16 protein-coding genes are annotated in these 20,272 nt (G+C 68.0%); 4 read left to right on the top strand and 12 right to left on the bottom strand.

All coding sequences use genetic code 11. From position 1 onward, the window contains the following. Positions 1–5: 5 nt before the first annotated feature. Together ppc and BJL86_RS00690 are read left to right on the top strand one after the other, a co-directional pair. Positions 6–2,891: a phosphoenolpyruvate carboxylase gene (ppc, locus tag BJL86_RS00695; RefSeq protein ID WP_075844749.1), complete on the top strand. Its 2,886-nt coding sequence runs from the start codon at positions 6–8 to the stop codon at positions 2,889–2,891. A gap of 497 nt (positions 2,892–3,388) precedes the next feature. Next, positions 3,389–4,333, top strand: a complete 945-nt coding sequence (locus BJL86_RS00690) for an NADP-dependent oxidoreductase (protein ID WP_231887318.1) — start codon at positions 3,389–3,391, stop codon at positions 4,331–4,333. A 77-nt stretch (positions 4,334–4,410) separates the two neighbouring features. Here BJL86_RS00690 and BJL86_RS00685 read toward each other — a convergent pair whose 3' ends face one another. The 5 genes from BJL86_RS00685 to BJL86_RS00665 all read right to left on the bottom strand — a co-directional run bounded on the left by BJL86_RS00685 (position 4,411) and on the right by BJL86_RS00665 (position 10,184). Continuing rightward, a complete protein-coding gene (locus tag BJL86_RS00685; RefSeq protein ID WP_067478148.1) occupies positions 4,411–5,892 on the bottom strand; it encodes a phosphatase PAP2 family protein in 1,482 nt (493 codons plus the stop codon). 244 nt (positions 5,893–6,136) lie between these two features. After that, on the bottom strand, positions 6,137–6,883 hold the full coding sequence (locus BJL86_RS00680; RefSeq protein WP_075844748.1) for a sirohydrochlorin chelatase: 747 nt from the start codon (positions 6,881–6,883) through the stop codon (positions 6,137–6,139). A 162-nt stretch (positions 6,884–7,045) separates the two neighbouring features. After that, complete coding sequence (locus tag BJL86_RS00675) at positions 7,046–7,654, bottom strand: NAD(P)-dependent oxidoreductase (RefSeq protein WP_083657600.1); 609 nt, start codon at positions 7,652–7,654, stop codon at positions 7,046–7,048. Beyond that, positions 7,651–8,496 carry a phosphoadenylyl-sulfate reductase gene (locus tag BJL86_RS00670; protein ID WP_231887317.1) on the bottom strand — a complete coding sequence of 282 codons (846 nt, stop codon included), beginning with the start codon at positions 8,494–8,496 and terminating at the stop codon, positions 7,651–7,653. Before BJL86_RS00670 ends, BJL86_RS00675 begins: the two co-directional genes overlap by 4 nt. Continuing rightward, a complete protein-coding gene (locus BJL86_RS00665; protein WP_067478134.1) occupies positions 8,493–10,184 on the bottom strand; it encodes a nitrite/sulfite reductase in 1,692 nt (563 codons plus the stop codon). Before BJL86_RS00665 ends, BJL86_RS00670 begins: the two co-directional genes overlap by 4 nt. Positions 10,185–10,452: 268 nt before the next feature. Here BJL86_RS00665 and BJL86_RS00660 point away from each other — a divergent pair, with 268 nt between their 5' ends. Next, positions 10,453–11,055, top strand: a complete 603-nt coding sequence (locus tag BJL86_RS00660) for a DUF1707 SHOCT-like domain-containing protein (RefSeq protein WP_082908725.1) — start codon at positions 10,453–10,455, stop codon at positions 11,053–11,055. 36 nt (positions 11,056–11,091) lie between these two features. Here the strand turns inward: BJL86_RS00660 and BJL86_RS00655 are convergent, their stop codons facing one another. The 6 genes from BJL86_RS00655 to BJL86_RS00630 form a co-directional block, all read right to left on the bottom strand. Further along, entirely contained in the window at positions 11,092–11,928 is an 837-nt protein-coding gene (locus BJL86_RS00655; protein WP_067478140.1) for a DUF1295 domain-containing protein, read from the bottom strand. Further along, positions 11,925–13,199, bottom strand: coding sequence for an SAM-dependent methyltransferase (locus BJL86_RS00650; protein WP_075844746.1), 1,275 nt, complete (start codon positions 13,197–13,199; stop codon positions 11,925–11,927). The genes BJL86_RS00655 and BJL86_RS00650 overlap by 4 nt, the downstream gene beginning before the upstream one ends. Then, on the bottom strand, positions 13,196–15,316 hold the full coding sequence (locus BJL86_RS00645; protein WP_197487556.1) for a DUF1365 family protein: 2,121 nt from the start codon (positions 15,314–15,316) through the stop codon (positions 13,196–13,198). Before BJL86_RS00645 ends, BJL86_RS00650 begins: the two co-directional genes overlap by 4 nt. A 29-nt stretch (positions 15,317–15,345) precedes the next feature. Beyond that, positions 15,346–16,683 (bottom strand): NAD(P)/FAD-dependent oxidoreductase, encoded by a 1,338-nt coding sequence (locus tag BJL86_RS00640; RefSeq protein WP_067473825.1) that lies wholly within the window; start codon positions 16,681–16,683, stop codon positions 15,346–15,348. Between the two features lie 115 nt (positions 16,684–16,798). Then, positions 16,799–17,281 carry a hypothetical protein gene (locus tag BJL86_RS00635; protein WP_156515274.1) on the bottom strand — a complete coding sequence of 161 codons (483 nt, stop codon included), beginning with the start codon at positions 17,279–17,281 and terminating at the stop codon, positions 16,799–16,801. Between the two features lie 47 nt (positions 17,282–17,328). Next, on the bottom strand, positions 17,329–18,027 hold the full coding sequence (locus BJL86_RS00630) for a DUF4232 domain-containing protein (protein ID WP_067473610.1): 699 nt from the start codon (positions 18,025–18,027) through the stop codon (positions 17,329–17,331). 154 nt (positions 18,028–18,181) lie between these two features. On the opposite strand from BJL86_RS00630, the gene BJL86_RS00625 reads away from it, so the two are divergent. Then, positions 18,182–18,574, top strand: a complete 393-nt coding sequence (locus BJL86_RS00625; RefSeq protein ID WP_067473614.1) for a hypothetical protein — start codon at positions 18,182–18,184, stop codon at positions 18,572–18,574. Between the two features lie 67 nt (positions 18,575–18,641). Here the strand turns inward: BJL86_RS00625 and BJL86_RS00620 are convergent, their stop codons facing one another. Beyond that, positions 18,642–20,111, bottom strand: coding sequence for a lamin tail domain-containing protein (locus BJL86_RS00620; RefSeq protein WP_067473617.1), 1,470 nt, complete (start codon positions 20,109–20,111; stop codon positions 18,642–18,644). Between the last annotated feature and the right edge of the window lie 161 nt (positions 20,112–20,272).

The following is a 20,272-nucleotide window of genomic DNA, read 5'->3' as shown; positions in this document are numbered from 1 at the left end:
GGTTCATGACTTCCGACGACAAAGGTCCCCACGCAACCGGGGAGAACGGCGACGCGCAGAACTCCGACCCGCTGGCGTCGGTGATCTCTGCGGAAGTCGAACGCAACGACCCCCTCTCCCAAGCAGTCGAGCCGATGCGCGAGGACGTGCGGTTCCTCGGCGGGATCCTCGGCGACACCGTCCGAGAACAGGCGGGCGAGGAGGCTTTCGACCTCGTCGAATCCGCGCGCCAGACCGCGTTCGCGGTGCGCCGCTCCGAGGTCGACCGGAGCGCCACCTTCGACGTGCTCTCCGGAATCTCTCCGCAGCACGCGATCGACGTGATCCGCGCGTTCTCCCTGTTCGCGCTGCTGGCGAACATCGCCGAGGACCTGCACGCCGAGCGCCGCCGCGCCTTCCACATCGCACGCGGCGAGCCCCCGCGAGACGGAGACCTCGCCCGCACCTGGGAGAAGATCGAGGACTCCGGGGATTCCGAGGCCGGCTGGGCCGTGCTGCGCCGCACGGCACGCGTGGTCCCCGTGATTACCGCTCACCCGACCGAGACGCGGCGCCGTTCGGTGTTCCACATCACCCGCCACATCACCGAGCTCATGCGAGAACGCGACCGCCTCGATTCGGGCAGCGCCGAGCGCGCCGAGATCGAGCTCGATATCCGGCGCCAGGTTCTCCTGCTGTGGGATACGGCGATCATCCGATCTCAGCGCCCGCGCATCGAGGACGAGATCCTCACCGGCCTGCAGTATCACGAGGCCACGCTGATCGACGTGATCCCCAGGCTGAACAGAGAGATCGCCGACCGCCTCGACACCGAGCGCGCCGTGGTCCGGCCCGGCTCGTGGATCGGCGGCGACCGCGACGGCAATCCCTACGTCACCGGCGAAGTCGTGGGCTTTGCGACCTCACGCGCCGCCGCCGTCATCCAGAATTACTACGACGAGCAGCTGGAACAACTGGAGAACGAGTTGAGCCTGTCGGGCCGGCTGGTGGAGGTGTCGGGCGAGCTCATCGCGCTCGCCGACGACCTGGTCTCGCGCGGCGACGACGAAGCCGCGCGCCGCGACGTGCCGTACCGCCGCGCTGTGCGCTCGGTGCGCCGCAAGCTCGCCGCACGGTCCGCGGCGCACAGCATCGCCGGGGCCCGCGTCCCGGTCGACCACATGGGGCGGGCCATCGGCTCGGACTCGGACCCGGCATACGAGCGGCCCGAGGACATGCAGGCGGACCTGCAGGTTATCGCCGACTCGCTGGACGCGGTCGGCGCCGGGATCGTCGCCGATGCGCGCCTGTCGACGCTGCAGTGGGCGCTGCGTACGTTCGGATTCCACCTGCAAGCACTCGACATGCGGCAGAACTCGGAGACGCACGAAGAGGTGCTCGCCGAGCTGTTCGCGGTCGCCGGCGTCACCGACGACTATGCCTCGCTGGACGAGGCCGAGCGCGTCGAGGTGCTGCTGCGGGAGCTGTCCTACGACCGGCCGCTGCTCGGGGCGCGCGCCGAGCTGTCCGAGCGGTGCGAGAAGGAACTGGGCGTACTGCGTGCCGCGGCCCGCGCCGTCGACGCGTTCGGCGAGGGCGTGATCCCGCACTACATCGTTTCGATGTGCCAGTCGGTCTCCGACCTGCTCGAGCCGGCGATCCTGCTCAAGGAGGTCGGGCTGCTTCGCGGCGCCCCGGACGCGCCGCGCTCGGAGGTGCGGCTCATCCCGCTGCTCGAGACCATCGAGGACCTCGCCGCGGGCGCCGATATCCTGCGCGACTACCTCGCCCACGAGCCGATGCGCAGGCTCGTCGCCTCGCAGGGGAACCTGCAGGAGATCATGCTCGGCTACTCCGATTCGAATAAGGACGGCGGCTATCTCGCCGCGAACTGGTCGCTCTACCAGGGGGAATTGGAGCTCGTCGCGCTCGGCGAGGAGCTCGGCGTGGACCTGCGCTTCTTCCACGGGCGCGGCGGCTCGGTGGGCCGCGGCGGCGGCAATTCGTACGAGGCGATCCTGTCGCAGCCGCCGGGCGCGGTGCGCGGGGCGCTGCGCATCACCGAGCAGGGCGAGGTCCTCTCGGCGAAGTATTCCGAGCCGGGCCGGGCGCGCCGTAACCTCGAGGCGCTCGTGGCCGCCACCATCGAATCGTCCGTGCTCAACGTCGAGGGCCTCGGCGACGGTGCGGAGGCGGCGTACGACGTCATGGCCGACCTGTCGCGCCGGGGACGCGACGCCTACGGCTCGCTGGTCCACGAGGATCCGGGCTTTATCGAGTATTTCACCACGTCGACTCCGCTGTCGGAGATCGGCGAGCTCAACATCGGCTCGCGCCCCACCTCTCGCAAACAGACGAACACCGTCGACGACCTGCGCGCCATCCCCTGGGTGTTGTCGTGGTCGCAGTCGCGCGTGATGCTCCCGGGCTGGTTCGGCATGGGCACCGCACTGTCGGATTGGCTCGATGACGGCGGACCCGGCAGCGCCCCCGGCGACCGCTCCGCTCGCCTCGCGCAGCTGCGCCGGCTGTACGCGACGTGGCCGTTCTTCCGGACGACCCTGTCGAATATGGCTCAGGTGATGGCGAAGGCGGACATGGGCCTGGCCGGCCAATACGCCTCGCTGGTGGCGGATGAATCGACGCGCTCGCGTGTGTTCTCGCGGATCCTGTCGGAGTTCGAGCTGACCCGCGACGTGCTGCTCGAGATCACCGAGCAGTCCTCGCTGCTCGACGACAACCCGACGCTCGCGCGATCCGTGCGCAACCGGTTCCCGTACCTGGAGCCGCTCAATGTGCTGCAGGTGGAGCTGCTGCGGCGGTTCCGTGCGGGCGACGACGATCCGCTCATCCGCACCGGGATCCAGCTGACGATGAACGGGCTCGCGACGGCGCTCCGTAACAGCGGCTAGCGGGGGGCGGGGGCGCTTTCCCGCCGCGGGACGGCCCGCTCGGCCCCTCCCACGCCGGGATTTCAGGCGCCCTACGACTTCCGGATCGACAAACACCGCGAAACGGTACGAAATCGGTCGTTCTGCATCGATTTTCGTGCACTTTCGTGGTGTTTCTATGCCAGGAGCCAGCCAGGTTCGGCTCCCACCCCGATCACCCGCCGAAGCCCACGCAAATCTCGTTGGCCGCGTAATTTCACGCCTCTAGCGGGATTTGTGTGGGCTTGGTGGCTTTTGCCTCCCAATCGTCGCACGCTCGCGGACCATTCCCGGCCGCACAGCTCCTACGATGCCGCGCGCTGCCGAGAGGACTACGGTGGTGGCACCCGCGCCGCCCGGGGCAACACCCTGCTCGGCGCGCCACCGTTAACGAATTAGGAGACACCTTGTCGTACACCGCCACTGCCATCCACCTGGCCGAGCGCCCCACCGGATACCCGGACGCCTAGACGTGGGAGCTGAAGTCGAAGGAGCTGCCGGAGCTGGAGGACGGTCAGTTCCTCGTCGCCACCGAATACATTTCCGTCGATCCCGCGATGCGCGGCTGGCTCGACGATGCGCCGTCTTACGTACCGCCGGTCAAGGTCGGCGCGGTGATGCGTGCGCTCGCCGTCGGACGCGTGGTCGAGTCGAAGAACGACGACTTCCCCGTAGGCGCGCACGTGCACGGCACGCTGGGCGTGCGCGACTATCTCGTCACCGACGGTAAGGACCTGCGGGTTATCGACACCTCGCAGGTCTCGGGCCCGGAGCATCTCGCCGCGCTCGGCCTCACCGGGCTGACCGCCTACTTCGGCCTGATGGAACTCGGCAAGCCCACCGAGGGCGAGACCGTGCTCGTCTCCGGTGCCGCCGGCGCGGTCGGGTCGGTCGTCGGGCAGCTCGCGAAGATCGCGGGCGCGCGCGTTATCGGCATCGCCGGTTCGGACGAGAAGTGCGAGTGGCTCACCGGCGAGCTCGGCTTCGACGAGGCGATCAACTACAAAACCGCCGACTCGTTGACGAAGGCCATCGCGTCCGCGGCGCCGAACGGGGTCGACGTGTTCTTCGACAACGTCGGGGGCCGCGTCCTCGACGCCGCGCTCGCCAACACCGCCCGCAACGCGCGGCTGGTCATCTGCGGCGCGATCTCGGACTACAACTCGACCGATCGCGCGGGCATCCGCAACTACCCGCGCATCATCACCCACTCGCTCACCATCCACGGCTTCACGATCGGCGACTTCGGCGACCGCCTGCCCGAGGGCATGAAGGCGCTCGGCGGCTATCTCGCCGAGGGCAAGCTGGTCTCGCGCATCGATGCCCGTGACGCCGAGGTCAAGGACTTCCCGGAGGTCTTCGGCGCGCTGTTCGAGGGAACCAACACCGGCAAGCTCATCATGGCGCTACCGGGCCGCGAGTAGTCGAGGCCAGAAGCAACTGAAGTGGCGGCACCCGATCGGGTGCCGCCACGTTTGCCATTCGGCCGGTGCCGCGTCGTCTAGATGCCGGCGAGCTGCAGCGCCGAGCCGGTCGCGGTGGTGAAGGTCGCGAGGCTGCCGCCGAGGTTGACGCCGGTCTCCTCGACCACCTCCGGGGCGGCGTTACCCGGCTCGACCTTCGTCACGTTGCCGACCGCGTCGACCGTGACTTTCGAGCTGAGCGCAGCCGCGAGGTTGATTCGCTGCCAACCCTCGGAGCTCGCGTCGAGCGGGTCGCCCGAATCGATCTCCGTCGCCGCCAGCACGGCCTTGCGCTGTTGGTCAGTGAGTTCCGGGAACGCGGTGACGAGAAGGGCCTCCGCATTCTCGGGCACGCGTGGGGCCTCGCCCTCCGCCGTCACGGGCGAAAAGCCGTAGGACATGCGGGAGGTGTAGGCCTGAATGGCGGACGCGCGGTCGGTGACCGGGGCCGTCGAGACGGGATCGGTGAACGGATTGGTGTAGCCGCCCGCGTCGTTCGCGCCCGTGGCGTCGATGCAGGCATCGAGGGTGTCGCCGAGGCCGTCGCCAGCGCAGCGTCCGGCGAGGTATCCGACGAGCTCCTCGCGCGCCGGCTCGATCGTGTTCTCCACATAGCCGTCGCCGGCCAGCGCGGTGGCGGTATTGATGTGCGAGGAGATGCGCCCGCCCATCACGTCGAGCGGGTAGTGCACGCCGAGCACGATCCGGTTGTTGCCCGCTTCCGAGGAACGCGTGACGATCTCCGGTCCGAGCTCGGGAAGCAGCGTCGCGAGCTGCAGGCCGATGCCATAGGCGTACGTCGTGTGGCCGGAGGGGAACGCCTGGTTGAGGCCGGTCACGCCCTTAGGTCCGACGCCGGAGAATACATCGTATTCCGCCGAGTGAGGCTTGCCGTTGTCCGGGCGAGCGCCCTGGTCGGGGATGCGCTGAATGTCGAGCTGCGGGCTCAGGTTCTTGAAATCGTTCTCGCCGTTTCGGCTGCGATCGCCGAAGCCGCCCTTGTCCTTATCGGAGGTGAGCATGAACGGGCGCGGGTAGTTGAAGTCGGTCTTGGCCGAGCCGGTCGAGGAGTTCTTCTCTGCGGACTCGATCGCGGCGACGGTCTTCGGCAGCGAGCCGTCCTCGACGCCCCCGATGAAGTACTCGCCGAGCTTCGGCCCGAGCGCATCGCGCAGGGTCTCGGTCCAGATCATGTCCGCGTCCTCGAGCGCGCGCACCGACTGGGCGGGATCGGCCGCGCCGGCGTGATTAATGGCCTGGACGAATTCGTCGTTATGCCCGAGCACCGCGGCGCCGGCATCGGTGACGTCCCCCTTGAACCCCGTGGCGCGGACCGTCGACTCGTCCGTGGAGTCGTATTCTGCGGGAGTCCACCAGTCGAAGAACTGGCCGAGCATCTCGGTGCGGTTCGGCCCGGGAGGAGCGTCCGCGGCCGAGGCGACGCCGGCCCCCGAGGCAAGAGTCATGATGGCGACGCCGGCGACTACCGCGCGGCGCCCGAACGGGCGAAGGGAGCTCATAAAAGGACCACTTTTCACGATGGGAATCTGTACCAATTGGTTTTGCGACCGTCCGGCTATTTTGCAGACGGCAACGCAAAGAACAGGATTCTCCCCGGAAGGAAATCGCGGGTTCGGAATTCGTGAAGTACAGGTGAACGTCGCGCGGACATTCATTGTCGCTGTCGGGCTCGAGATTCGGGAGCTATAGCAATGCGAAAATCGGCGCAAACGTACGAGCACTGTGGGTACGAGGTGAGTAGGTCTACTCCCCAATGGCACCGAGAAAGCGCTCGGCGAGCGCCTCGATGATGTTGTCGACGGCCGGCGCGTCCCCAAGCAACGGCGCCTGGCGGCCCCCCGCGTCGCGCGCGCGGCCCGCGAAGAAGCCACGCGCCAGCAGCAGCGGCACACAGATTTCCCGCGTGTTGACGTCGAACGACGCATCCAGCACGGCATGCCGAACCTCGCCTGCGCAGTACCTCGCGGCGACAGCGGCGCGCAGCCTTTCGATCTCCACGCCCACCGACTCGAAGGACGAACCGGCGCTCGCTAGGACCAGGTCGCGCGCGCCGGCCGGGAGGTCGTCGCCCGCTTCGGTACCCAGAGCGGCTGCCGCCGAAGCGAGAACCGCATCGACGAGGCGAGGTTCGGGCGCGCCGCGTTGATCGCGCAGGTCGCGGCCGAGGTGCGGGGTGACGAGCACCCGGTTCAGCTGCCCGCGATCGCCGCGCGTGGCGACCTGCGCGGCCGCGCCGATGTCGTGGCCGACGTGGTAGCCGGCGGCGACGAACGCCGGGATCACGACGACCTCGGCAGATGTAGAGGCAAGCTCGGCGGTGAGCACGTCCGCGAGCGCAGGCGCCTGCACTTCTTCGTCGACGAACCCGGCGACGACGCGGATGCCGGAAAGGCGGGCGTCGAGGAGCGACGTCAAGCGTTCGGTATCGGCGCGCCCTTCGCGATTACGGGTGCCGTGCCACGCGACGACTGCGGTCGGACCTTCAAACACCGCGACTCGCCTCAAACACTGCGGCTGGCGTGAGTGAAACCGGCCGCACGCGGTGTTTCGAGCCGCCAGGGCAACGGTCATCCCGCCCAAGCTCTCGTGGCCCCCAGCTACGCGGCGCATACCCGCCCGGCCCGTGTGTATGCGCGGCGGCGCAGGGAATGGTCACCTGCGGCGGCGCGGGTGCAGCGGGGCGCGGCCGGATTCGAGTTCGTCCTGCATGTGCCGCGCGACGGCGACCGAGCGGCGCGGGTCGCCGGAATCGACGGCGACCTGCACGCGACCGGTGGGCGTGTGCGCGGTGGCGCGGGCCGGAACGGCGGCGGTGCCGGCGTCTCGGTTGCCCGCATTGATGCAGAAGATGTGGCGCCACTCGGCCTCGCGAGCGACCTCGGCGTCGACGGCCGGGTCCCCGGTCGCGGTGTGCGCGAGCCACGCGTCGGTGAGGTCACCGAGGATGAACTCGCGCTGGACCCACTCGTCCTGCGGCCCGAGGAGCTCGGCGATCGACGGGTGCAGCGTCGGCGCGACGATGCGCAGGCGCGCGCCGGCACCGGCGAATGCGGCGGCCCGTCGCGCGGCCACCGCGCCTCCGCCGACGAGCACCACCAGTTTGTCCTCCAGGAGAAGGGCCAACGGGAACGAGTCGGCCTGGGTAGGCGCTACGTCCGACGTCATACCTGGGGAGACGGCGCCCGCGGGGAGGTGTGCAGGCGAGCCCGCAAGATCCGACGGTGCCAGCGGTGCGGCCGGGGCGTAGGGGGCCAGGGTCATAGGTGGATACCGCACTCGGTCTTGCCCGACCCGGCCCAGCGACCGGCGCGCGCGTCCTCGCCCGGGGCGACGCGGCGCGTGCAGGGCCCGCAGCCGATCGATGGGAAACCGTCGTAGTGCAGCGGGTTGATGAGCGCCTCGTTGAGCGCGGCCCAGCGCTCGATCTCCGGCAGCGTCCAGTTCGCGAACGCGTTGACCTTGACCATCTTGTGCGAGCGGTCCCACTGCACGACCGGGGTGTCGGCACGGCCGGCGGAGTCGGAGCGGCGCATGCCGGTGACCCAGGCCTCGTAGCCGTCGAGCGCGGCGTTGAGCGGGGCGACCTTGCGGGCTCCGCAGCACGCGGTCGTGTCGATCTCGTAGGGCTTGCCAGCGAAGTTCGCCTCGTGCTGGGCGACGGTCTCCCTCGCGCGCACGTCGATGACGTTGACGGTGCCCTTCGCTGCGAGCTGGTCGCGCACCTCGAGGGTCTCGGCGAAGTGGTAGCCGGTCTCGAGGAACAGCACGTCCACGCCCGGCTGGAAACGCGCGGTGTACTCGGGCCCGACGGTGTTGGCCATCGAGCAGGCCACGGCCAGGCGGTTGCCGAACGTCTCGGCGGCCCACGCGAGGATCTCGTCGGTGCTCGCATCGGCGAGCGCCTCGGCTGCGACCTCCGCGATCTCCTTGAGTTCCGCCTCGCTGCGCACGCGGCCGGGGCCGAGGTCCGCCGGGTCGGGGATCAGGCTCGGGTCCGGGTGCAGCCGGGAGTCGCGGGCAACGTAGTCGATGTCCGAGGGGTCGGCCTTCTCCTCGCTTACCGAGATGAGCGAGCCGGCGAGGCCGGGAATGTTGAGACTCACTTGAGCTTTTCCTCCTCCGCCCTGCGGCTCCACTCCGCGAAGGTTTCGCCTTCGCCGCGGTCCGCAAGGAAGTTGCGGACGAGCCCCTCGAGGTAATCGGTGAGGTCGTCCGATGAGACCTTGAACCCACGCACGGACTGGCCGAGCTCGCCCTCGGCAACCTCCGCACCGGCGAGGCTGCCGCCGAGGTGCACCTGGAAGCCGGGGGTGTCGCCCTCGATGAGCTGGCCCTTGAGCCCGATGTCCGCGGTCTGGATGCGGGCGCACGAGTTCGGGCAGCCGTTGAGGTGCACCGAGATCGGCGGGTCGATGGTCTCCCCTGCGAACCGCTGGTCGAGCTCGGAGAGCACCGTGCGTGCTTTCTCCTTCGTCTCTACAAACGACAGCTTGCAGTATTCGATTCCCGTGCACGCCATGCCCACCCGCGTGAACGGGCCCGGGTAGACCTGGATTCCCAGGGCGTAAAGCCCCTCGACCAGCTCGTCCACCTTTTCGGGGATGACGTCGAGGAACACGATTTTCTGGTGGGGGGTGAACTTCACGCGCTTCGAACCGGCGGCCTCGGCGAGGTCCGCGACCTGGTTCAAGATGTCGCCCGAGATGCGCCCGACCACCGCGGTGGCGCCCACGTACTTGCGGCCGTCCTTCTGGTCGTGGACGCCCGAGTGGTCTCCGCGCTGCCCCGAGTATTCCGGCGCCGGGCCATCGGGAAGCGGCGAATCGAGGTACTCGGTTTCGAGGACCTCGCGGAACTTCTCTGCGCCCCAGTCCTTGACGAGGAACTTGAGGCGGGCCTTGTTGCGCAGCCGGCGATAGCCGTAATCGCGGAAGATCGAGACGACGCCCTCATAGACATCAGCGGCGCGCTCGGGCGGGACGAACACGCCGAGACGCTTGGCGAAGTGCGGAACCGTCGACAAACCGCCACCGACCCACAGGTCGAAGCCGGCGCCGAGCTCCGGGTGCTCGACGCCCACGAAGGACACGTCGTTGATCTCGTGCACAACGTCGAGGCTCGGGTGCCCCGTGGCGGCGGTCTTGAACTTGCGCGGCAGGTTCGAGAACTCCGGGTTACCGATGATGCGGTCGTGCATCTGCTGCAGGTATGGGGTCGGATCGATGATCTCGTCCGCCGCCACACCGGCGACCGGGCTATTGAGGAACGCGCGGGGGCAGTCGCCGCACGCCTCCATCGTCTCGAAACCGACGGACTCGAGGCGCTGCCAGATTTCGGGCACGTTCTTGATATCGACCCAGTGGTACTGGATGTTCTGCCGGTCGGTGATATCCGCCGAACCGCGGGCGAAGTCGTTGGAGATTCCGCCGAGTACGCGCAGCGCGTCGGTGGAGACCTCCTTACCGTCGACGCGGACGCGCATCATGAAGTATTCGTCCGAGAGTTCCTCATCGGAGAGATCCGAGGTGGCTCGCCCACCGAGGCCCTGCTTGCGCTGGGTGTACAGGCCCATCCAGCGGAACCGGCCCGTGAGGTCCGTCGGCGGGATCGAGTCGAAGCCCTCCTTGGAGTACTTCTCGAGGATGCGATCGCGCACGTTGAGCGCGTCGTCTTCCTTCTTGAATACCTCGTTCGGGTTGAGCGGATCCTTGCCGTCGACCTTCCACTGCCCCTGCGGCTTGGGAGCGCGGGCAGGGCGCTTGCGCGACTGGGAGGTATCAGTGGCGGTCATGGTGGGCGAACTCCTTTTAGTTGCTTCCGGCCGCGGCGCGGGCAGGCGCCGAATGGATGCGGCCTCGTGCAGTCACCGGTCAGAGCACACGCTCGAACCGACCCGTGGGACGTCTAGTAGATTATCCATGATAGACAGACCTGTCTACTTGGTCGATGGGAAGACGCCTCCGGGGCGCGGCGACACCCCTACATGCACCGGGCCCACTCCGGTTCGATTGTCTCCAGAACGCGCGTGACGTCGGACTTTTCCGACTATCGTTGTGCACATGCCGAATGAAGGCCACGAGGCGAACGACCCCCCTGAGACAAACGGCCCCTCTGCGAGGAACGGACCGGCCCCCGGTGATGGCGTGCGCATCGGCCACGAGGAGCGCCAGAACGCGGCCGACGATCTCGCCGAGCACTTCGCCGCCGGCCGCCTCGAACAGTCGGAGTTCGAAGACCGCACCGGAGCGGTGTGGCAGGCCAAGACTCTTGCCGAGCTCCAGCCCCTGTTCTTCGATCTGCCCGGCGGTTCCCTCAACGGATTCCTGACGTCGCAGGCCGCATCCGGCGCGGAGCGCTCTTCCCGGGCACCGGCAACGGTGGATAGCGAGAACAGCGGTGAGCCTGCGCGGTCCGGCGACAACGAGGCTCGCACCGCGTGGAACAAAGTGCTCACCATCCTCATGGGAATTTTCCCCATTCTCATGCTGCTCGCGTTCTTCGGACTGCGCGCCGTCGGGGTCGAGCAGGCCTGGCTCGTCTTCCTCCTGGTCCCGATCTTCTACGTCACGACCGGCGTACTCATGTCCGACGGCGATGACGACGACGCAGACGAAGGGGAAGACGACGGCGGCAGCGGACACGACAGCCGCGCGACACGGTAGGGCGCCCCGGAACGCGGTAGGGCGCCGCGCGGGAGCTCAGCCCTCGCGCTTCGGCGGACGCGGGAGGAAAAAGGACACCCGCCGGGCGTAGGCATCCCAACCGGGCCGCTGCGACATCGTCTTTTCCAGCAAGCGCGCGCCCGAGCCCCACACGAGCAGGAAGGTCATGAGCATGGGAGCGACGAAGGTCCATGCCGCCGGCCCCGCGGCGGACGCGGCCAGCCAGATCCCCCACCACACGCAGGCGTCGCCGAAGTAATTCGGGTGCCGAGTCCACGACCACAGCCCACGGGCCATGATTCGTCCGCGGTTCGGATCGTTCTTGAACGCCGCGAGCTGGGCGTCGCCGACGGCCTCGAATACGAAACCGAGAAGCCAGATGCCCAATCCCACGAGGGCGAGAACAGCGAAGGCGCCGGCCGGGGCCTCGCTGACGACGAGCGCCTGGAGCGGTAGCGACACCACCCACTGGATCGCACCCTGCAGGACGAAAACCTTCCGCAGAATCACCGACGCGCGGGGGTTGCCCTGCGGGTCGTACCCTCCGCTGCGTTCGAGCATCTCCACGTACCGGGGGTCCTCGCCCTTTCCGGCGGTCTTGTGGCCGACGTGTACCGACAGCCGCGCGCCCCAGACGATCGCGGCTGCGGCGATCGCGAGGACATGCCAGTCGAGACCTACCTCACCCCCAAGACCGGCACCGCGCAGCGCGACCACCACGAGCGCGACGACCGCAAATCCCGCGCCCCAGGTGACGTCGACGATGTTGAATCTGCCGATTCGGCGGCCCACGACGTACGTGCCCAACTGGAGCAGCAGCAACGCCACGAGACAGATCGCCGACGCCGTGGCGAATGTGGCGTACGACGTCATAGGGCATACGTCCCTTCCGGTCGGCGCAGGACGAATTGCTCCACACCCATGCGCCCTTCGGCGAAGGAGCGGGTGCCTCCCGTGAGGTATAGATCCCAGACCCGCGCGGTCTCCTCGCCCCAGCCCTCGACGATTCGCTCGCGGTGCGCGAGGAACCGGCGGCGCCATTGCTCGGCGGTCCACGCGTAGTGTTCGCGCATCGCGCGCGCCCCGATCAGTTCGAGCCCGGGGGCGGTGAGCAGATCGAGAGTGACGCCGGGCGGACGCATCGACATGTCCGGCGCGATAAACGACTCGATGAACGGGCCGCCGCCCGGGTGGCGACCGGAGCGGGACATCTGTTGCACGAGCACCCGGCCTCCCGGGCGAACGCAGCGGTGGAGTACCCGCGCGTACTCGGGGTACCGGGAGTCCCCGACGTGCTCACCCATTTCCAGCGACACCACGGCATCCCAGGAATCATCGCGCGCTGAGAGTTCGCGGTAGTCCTGCAGGCGGACGTCGACGAGATCGCCTACGCCCTCTGCGACGGCGCGATCGCGGGCGAAGCGTTGCTGCTCGCGGGAGATCGTCACCGCCGTGACGTGCACGCCGCGGGTGGCTGCGGCGTGGATCGCCATCGACCCCCAGCCGCAGCCGATATCGAGCAGCCGATCGCCGGACCCCAGCCGCAATTCCTCACAGACCAGCTCGAACTTCGCGTGCTGCGCGGTCGCCAGGGTGTCGTCCGGATTCGCCTCCGGCTCGGGCGGGCCTGCGGGAAACCAGCCACACGAGTAGGCCATCGACGGGTCGAGAATCTGGGCGTAGAAGTCGGTGGGCAGATCGTAGTGGTGGCTGATCACGTCCCGGTCCCGCCGCAGCGAATGCAGCCGGCCACGAACGTTGGACTGCGTGGCCGGGCGCGGCGGGGGCGGGCCAACCGCACCGAGGGCGACCGCGAGCCGCGCGAGGCGGGCCACCGCCTTCGGCCCCGGCCGCGTCCCGGCCAGCGCGCGCGAGCGGATCACGGACCACAGGTGGTTCATGCCTTCGGCGAGGTCACCGGGCACGTCGATCTCGCCGGCGACATAGGCCTGGGCGGCGCCCAATTCGCCCGGGGCCCACAGTTGCCGGCGCAGGGCGTCCGGCGACGTGAGGCGGACACGGGGAGCGTCGGCCGGTCCGGCCACCGAGCCGTCCCAACATTCCAACCGCACCGGAAGGTCGCCGCCGATCAGCGGACCGATCGCGCGGACGATCGCCCCGGCGACGGGCTCGCCCGCGCTCACCGGTCTCGCTCCACGACGAGCTGCGCGACATCGAGGTATCCCGACCGGAATCCCGCTTCGCAATACTGCAGGTAGAACCGCCACATGCGGACGAATGTGTCGTCGAAGCCGAGCGCACGAACCTCGCCGGCGCGGGCGGTGAAGCGGTCCTCCCACAGCCGCAGGGTTTCGGCGTAGTGGATGCCGAAGTGAGTCCGCGCGCCCAGCCGTAGCCGCGTTTGGTTCAGCGCACCCTCGATCGCCTCGATGGACGGAATCCGCCCGCCGGGGAAAATGTATTTGTGCATCCACGTGTAGTTGTTGCGCGTGGTGCGCACGCGCTCGTCGTCCATGAGAATGGCCTGCAGCGCGGCCTTTCCGCCGGGCGCGAGCACGCGATCGATGGCCGCGAAATATTCGCCCAGGTATTCCAGGCCCACGGCCTCGATCATCTCCACGCTGATCACCGCGTCGAACTCGCCTTCGACATCGCGGTAGTCGCACAGTTGCACCGCGACGTTCTCGCCCAGACCAGCGTCGTCGGCCCGCCGTTGCGCGAGTTCGCGTTGCGCCTCGGACAGCGTGACCGACACGACCTGCGCCCCGCGGCGGGCCGCGCGCAGGCACAGCTCGCCCCACCCGGTTCCGATCTCGAGCAGCCTGGTGCCCGCACGCACCCCCGCCGCGTCGAGAAGCGCATCGATCTTGGCCTCCTGGGCGGGGGCGAGCTCGGCAAAGGTGGGTGTACCTACCTCGTGTGACGTCGGACCGCCGTCCTCGCCGAGCCGTCCGCGGCGCCTGGGAACGGCGGGAAATAACGCCGACGAATAGGTCATCGTCTCGTCGAGGAACAGGGCGAAGAAGGCGTTGGACAGATCGTAATGAGAGGAGATGTTGCGCCGGGCGTTCGCCTTGTCTCCGCCGGTCGCCTGCGGCGGGCGCGGGATGTAGAGTCCGCGCAACATCCGTAGTGGGCGAGGCACGAGGGTCGCCTGGCGATCGGCGAACTCGGCGAGCAGCGCGGGCATATCCGGGGACGTCCACTCGCCGGCCATATATGATTCGCCGAGGCCGATGGATGCGTAGCGACCGACTCGGGAATGGAATTCGCTCGGGCGATGGATGATCATGCGAGGAGCGTTCGGTGAGTGCCGGCCCGCTCCCAGAACCCTGCCGTCGGGGTACTCGATTCGTACCGACATTCCCCCGGCCACCGCCGCGAGGATCCACCTCGTGCCGAGCGCGAACATCGCGGTCACCGGCCCGCGGGGCGCGGGAGGCACACCCGGGGCTTCTCGCCCCGCGGAGGTATCGGACTCGGGAACGGGATGGACTCGGAGGCCTCGCGCCCACAAGTAGACACCGTGAGCGCGGATCTTCGCCGACACCGCGACCGGTTCGATCGGGCGACGGAGCGCCAACCCGATCAATGTCTTGGGCGTGGCCGCTTGCTTCGTTCCGGAGACCGATGCGAGAAAATCCGGCTCGCCCTCGCGCTCCAGGCGAATGCCCACGTACAGCTCGTCGCCCGGGGGCGGGACGTCGAGAACGTATCGGCCTTCGCCGTCATGGAACGGAGACACCATAAAGCTCTTCGGTACCTCGGCCCGCCCGCGGGCGTCCGGCCGCAGCAGGTAGTGGTGGAGCCCGCCGTAGGTATTGCGGACGACGGCGAGCACCGCGACCGGCTCCCCCGACGCGGAATGCAGCCACACCACCGACAGCGGATCGAAGCCGGCTCCGGCGACACGGCCGGTGCAGGCGAGCAGCGCCGGGCCTTCGACGTCGAGGGTGCGGTCCCACTGCGAATTTTCGCGGGCGGCGAGTTCGGCGACCTTTCGGCGCAGGGCGGCCCCGAAGGACGGCACACTACCGATGTCGAGATCGGCCGGGCGGATGCTCGCCAGCCGCGTCGTCCAGGCGGGAAATCCGGGCAACCCTGCAACTCCGCGCCCGTCGACCTGCAGCTGGTCCACGTCGACGAGCCACCAGTACGACCGGGCATACACGTCGTGCCGAATCGGGCCGCTGCGCGAATGGCGCACCGAGGTCTCATACAGCGCGAGCGGAGCCGGACCGGATGTGGCGCCGGGACGTGCGTTACCGCTGCCGGCGGAGCTGGCCCCTTCTACCGTCACGGAGTCAAGGCGTAACGAACGGCCTGGCATCAGCTCCACCGCCCGCCGAGCTTCTCGGCCGCCCGCAATCCCGATGCGGCGCCATCCTCATGAAAGCCCCAGCCGTGGTACGCGCCGGCGAACACCACACGGTCGGAATCGATCTCGGCGAGCCGGGCGCGCGCTGCGACGGATTCGGGCGTGTAGAGCGGGTGCGCGTATTCGGCGCTGCGGAGGATCTTTTCCGGGTCGACCAGCTCTCGCCCGTTGAGGGTGACGAGAATCCGGGTCTCCCCCGGTACGGGGAGGTGCTGTAAGCGGTTCATGTCGTAGGTGATCACTTCCTGCTGGGGGCCTTCGCCTTCGGAAGTGATTCGGAGCGGCGCCGAACTCAGATGGTTCCACGCCGCCCGCGCCCTCGGTGCGCGCGGAAGAATCGAGGTATCGGTGTGCATGATCATCTCGTTGCGCTGGTACGGCAGCGCCGAAAGTATCTCCGTCTGCGCCGGCGTGGGAGCACCAAGCATGCGAAGGGCCTGGTCGGAATGGGTCGCCACGACGACCGCGTCGAAAGTGTCCCCGCCTGCGGCGGTGTCGACCCGCACGCCGCCTCTGCCGGGCATTACCTCATGCACCGGCTCACCGGTGCGGACATGCGCGATTCCTGCGGCAACTGAGTCCACATAGTTGCGCGAGCCACCGGCGACGGTCCGCCACTGCGGCGAGCCCAGCACCGTGAGCATGCCGTGGTTATCGAGGAATCGGAACAGGAACTCGGCCGGATACTCCAGCGCCTTGCCGGGTTCGGTCGACCACACCGCAGCCACGAGCGGGATCACGAACGTGCGCCGAAAGTGCTGCCCGAATCTGTGGCGGTCGAGGAATTCGCCCAGCGTCTCGGGTGAATTTATGACGTCGGACGTGGCATCCGCCCGGGCGAGCTGCTTGCGCGCGGCTCGGTGGAAACGAGGCACGTCCGCAAGCATTTTCACGTGCCTTGGGCGCAGCGCAGCGCGGTTCGGAAGCATCCCTGCGACGCCGGTACCCCCGCAGTATTCGACCCCGAGTTCGTCGTCGCGGATCGACAACGACATTTCGCTGTCGATGGTGGCGACACCCAGCTCATCGAACAGCCTGATCAGCGTGGGGTAGGTGCGCCTGTTGTGCACGATAAAACCGGAGTCGACCGCGATCGTCTTTCCGCCGACATCGACGTCGTGGGTATGGGCGTGGCCGCCGAGGCGGGGGTCTGCCTCGAACAACGTGACCTCGTCGTGGCGCGAGAGAACGTGCGAGGCGACGAGCCCCGACACCCCGGAACCAATCACCGCGATTCGGCGCGGCGGCCGGGCCCTCGCATAGTCGGCGCTGGGAAATAGGTCGGGCAGCTGTGTCTTATCGTCGGTCTCGCTCACGCCGAGAACCTCTCACTGTGTGCGTACGTTTCGCGCTTACCGCCAAACGTTGCGCCCAGGTTACATGCGACCCACGATCACGCCGCCCCTACTTGACCGCGACGCCGGCGAGCCCCATGGCCTCGTAGACGATGCGCCCGATCTGGTTTTGTTTGATCGCCTCGCCGTCGCGCATACTCCTGAAACCGCCCGCGTAGCTCCCGTCCACCTGTCCGGGCTTGCCGATCCACAGGGTCTGAGCGAGCCGGACCTGGCTGGTCTGCGGATCCTGCGCGGCGAGCTGCTGGGCGGCGATGATCTCCTGTTCCTGCCCGGGATGGAACGGCTGCGAGCCGGCCGCTCCGACGGCGGCAAGCAGGAATTTGCCGTTGGGCGTCTCGAGCGTGAGATGCCCGACGACCTTGTTGAGCTTCGCCGAGACCGCTCCGGCGGGGCCTTCGAAAAAGAGCCGATCGACAGCGGCGACGCGCATAAAACCCGGCCCGAGCATGAGCACGACCGGTGTGCTCACCTTGGTGAACACCTTTGCGAAGTGATGCAGGCCGATCTTCATCGGCGCTGGTTTCGGCATGTGTGGCGACGTGCCGGGAGGCATGCTGGGCGGCTGGTTCATCCTGATCACGCCCTGACCGGCGAGACGGTCATGAACTCCACGTCTCCCGTGCACGCGTGGAAGTCCTGCATGCGCACGTAGATCGACTCCTCGAGCCCCGGGGAGAAAACGTTGAGCCCGCTCGCGGCCGCGGGTTCGCAATCGTCGAGCGGACTCCCGCCCTCGCCCATGTTGACCACGCGCAGTGTCGCGGTAGCGGTGTCGCCCGACCCGAGGGTGAGGAGCTGTGCCTGCTCCTCTGATCGACCCGCCGGCGCACCGATCTGCTCGCCGCCCTCGGAATCGAGCGCAGACACACCCGGATAGCCGGCCATCTGGCATTCGGTCTGCGAGACGTTGCGGAATTCCAGTTCGTGGAAGGTCGACCCGGCTCCCGAGTCGCCGTCGAGAGCAGTGATCTGTAGCTGCGCGGCCTGGCAGCGTCGCTCGGGCGCGGGCACGGGAATGCCGTCGGCGTTGGTGCTCGGCTGCGTCGAACTGCTCTGCGTGACCGTGGTCGTCGCCGTCGGTTCGGACGTTTCACTCGTCGACGCGAGCGCGGGGTCTGTCGATGTCGCGGTCACGGGATCGCCCGTTTCGGTGACTGTCGGCGGGGCCGCGCTCTCGCCGGACGAGCCACACGCGGCGGCGAAGAGGAGGGCTGCGGATCCGGCCAGCGCGCTCGCGCCGCGCCCCAGTCGCCGGCTCGCTGAGTGGTTCGACATCGAAGAATCTCCCGTCGGATGCTCGGTTCGCGTACAGGTTAATCCTTCGCGCAGGGTGCCCGCGTTACGCACTGCCCGTATCCCAGCGCCCCTCCCTCACGATCTGTAGCCTGCGGGGCGAAGCCATGTGCGCAAGACAAGAAGGGAAACCACCGTGACCGAGCAGCAACCGAAATCGAAGGTCGCCGACTGGCTGGGAATGGACCGCGCAACCCCATTCTTCGTGTTGCTCGCAGTTCTCTTCGTTCTCATCGTCGTGCTCGGCGCGCTGGACGTCTCCGCGTATTGGACGGTCGCCGTCATCCTCGGGACAACCTTTCTCGCTGGCACAGCGTGGCAGTTCGCCGATGACGGCGGTCGTCGGGGATTCCATGTAGCCGCCTCGAGCATCCTGTGCCTGGGCGTCTATTTCCTCTGCGGCGTCACCGGAATGTTCACGTTCTCAGCGGACAACATGTGGAACCTCGCGAGCGCGATCGGCGGCAGCGTTCTCGGAATGCTCACGATTTGGGGCTACCTGAGCCTCGCCGGAACCCAACAAAAGTAGCGCCGCGGAATCCGTTTCCGCGGCGCTACTTTGATGCCTGGTCGGCTAGATCGCCGGGCGGTGAGGCCTAGATCTGCGGAAGCTGGATCGCGCCGTTGGAGACTGCGAGCGCGATGCCCGCGGCGACGCCGCCGATCGCCAGCGAGCCGAGCGCCGGGAGCGCGTTCTCGGTCGATCCGTCACCGCCGAGGCTGCCGAGCGGGTCGGGGATGCTGCCGGCCGGGTTCGCCGGGACGAACGCCGAGCGAAGCGAGACACCGTCCGCAACACCGTCGTCGGCCCACAGGTAGCGGGTGCCGGTCTCGTCGGTGAAGGAGGCGAAGCCCTCGTTGGCGAAGTTGTCGAGCCCGGCGGGGCGGTCGAAGATCGTGCCGTCGGAGACGAACTTCTCGCCGTCGAAGGTCAACTCGACCGAGCGCCCCTGGCAGACCTCGTCGCACAGCGCGCGGAGCACGCCGTCGGAGTAGTCGAGAGCCATGACGCCCTCGAACGGGGACTCGTAGGTGTCGACCAGCGTGGCCTTGCCGTCAGCGATCGTGACGAAGAGGACGTCGCCGGTGGCCTCGACGCCAACCGCGTATCCCTCGATCTCCGGCACGTACTCCACGGCCTCGAGCCCGGCGTTCGCGCCGATCTCGCCGACGAACTCCTTGAGGGAGACCTCTTCAGTGGCGTCCAGCGTGCCTTCTTCGTTCTCGGTGAGCTCGAAGTGCAGCAGCGACGGGCGGCTCACGCTGCTGTCGTCGTTATTGCGCTCGGTGGCCACGTAGATGCTGCCGTCGGGGTTGACGGTCACGCCCTCGGCGTCGAGGGTTCCGGCGCCATCCGGGTAGTTCAGCTCGAAGGTCTGCTTCACCGAGTAGGCGTCGGCCTCCGCGTCGTAGGTCAGGACGTACAGGGTGCCCGTGCCGTTGTTCACGACATAGGCATTGCCCTCGTCGTCGAAGTCGACGCCGGACATGTCCTCGTCGGCGAAGTCCCCGCCGAGATCCTGGTCCTTGATCTTGAACTCGCCGCCCGGGAACGGCTTTGTCTCGGTGTCGTCCTCTTCGCCCTCGGCGGTGTTGATGCCGTCCTTGGTGGGCGCACCGGTGACGGCGAAGTCGCCGGTCATGTCCGGGATGCGGCCCCACGTCGTCGCAGCGTGGCCTTCCCAGCTCGTCTCGTCGACGATCTCGCCGTCGGCGTCAAAAAGCCGGACAGAATCGTTCCCGCCGAGGCCGAAGCCGTCTGGGGTTTCGGCGGTGTAGATGGACGTGTATCCGCCCGACTCGATCGTCGTGCCCTCGGGGAAGACGATCGGATCGTGGGAGTCGTCATCATCCAGGATCGACCAGCCGGAGATGTCGACGCTCTCCTCGGAGTCGCGGTTGGCGAGCTCGACCCAGTCGCCGACAGGATCGGCGTTCGACTCGACCTCGTTAATGACGACGCCCTTCGGGTCGTCAGCCTGCGCGATGGCGGGCGCGGCGGCGACCATCGAAGTGGCAGCGAGGGCTGCGGTGAGCATTCCGGACGTGAGCAGACGCTTATTCATTTCGACCTTTCCCGGGCGATTCGATGTCGGCGACGCGGCGCGAGAAGGCCGCGAACACGGGGTCTCACGCTATGGAGCCGGAGCACCGGGAAAGCAGCGTCGCCATGAATCCAGGATTAACTCCGGTCGACGATCGATAAAATTGCGCAGGGCACACGGCA

This window comes from Dietzia timorensis (genome assembly GCF_001659785.1).
Taxonomy (GTDB): domain Bacteria; phylum Actinomycetota; class Actinomycetes; order Mycobacteriales; family Mycobacteriaceae; genus Dietzia; species Dietzia timorensis.
This window is presented reverse-complemented; position numbering and strand designations above follow the sequence as displayed.

Bases quoted from the DNA above. Each gene is read 5' to 3' on its own strand.
- BJL86_RS00675 (WP_083657600.1), bottom strand. From the start codon at position 7,654: ATGACCCTGGCCCCCTACGCCCCGGCCGCACCGCTGGCACCGTCGGAT.
- BJL86_RS00665 (WP_067478134.1), bottom strand. From the start codon at position 10,184: ATGACCGCCACTGATACCTCCCAGTCGCGCAAGCGCCCTGCCCGCGCT.
- BJL86_RS00630 (WP_067473610.1), bottom strand. From the start codon at position 18,027: ATGTCGAACCACTCAGCGAGCCGGCGACTGGGGCGCGGCGCGAGCGCG.
- BJL86_RS00660 (WP_082908725.1), top strand. From the start codon at position 10,453: ATGCCGAATGAAGGCCACGAGGCGAACGACCCCCCTGAGACAAACGGC.
- BJL86_RS00635 (WP_156515274.1), bottom strand. From the start codon at position 17,281: ATGCCGAAACCAGCGCCGATGAAGATCGGCCTGCATCACTTCGCAAAG.
- BJL86_RS00655 (WP_067478140.1), bottom strand. From the start codon at position 11,928: ATGACGTCGTACGCCACATTCGCCACGGCGTCGGCGATCTGTCTCGTG.
- BJL86_RS00685 (WP_067478148.1), bottom strand. From the start codon at position 5,892: ATGAGCTCCCTTCGCCCGTTCGGGCGCCGCGCGGTAGTCGCCGGCGTC.
- BJL86_RS00620 (WP_067473617.1), bottom strand. From the start codon at position 20,111: ATGAATAAGCGTCTGCTCACGTCCGGAATGCTCACCGCAGCCCTCGCT.
- ppc (WP_075844749.1), top strand. From the start codon at position 6: ATGACTTCCGACGACAAAGGTCCCCACGCAACCGGGGAGAACGGCGAC.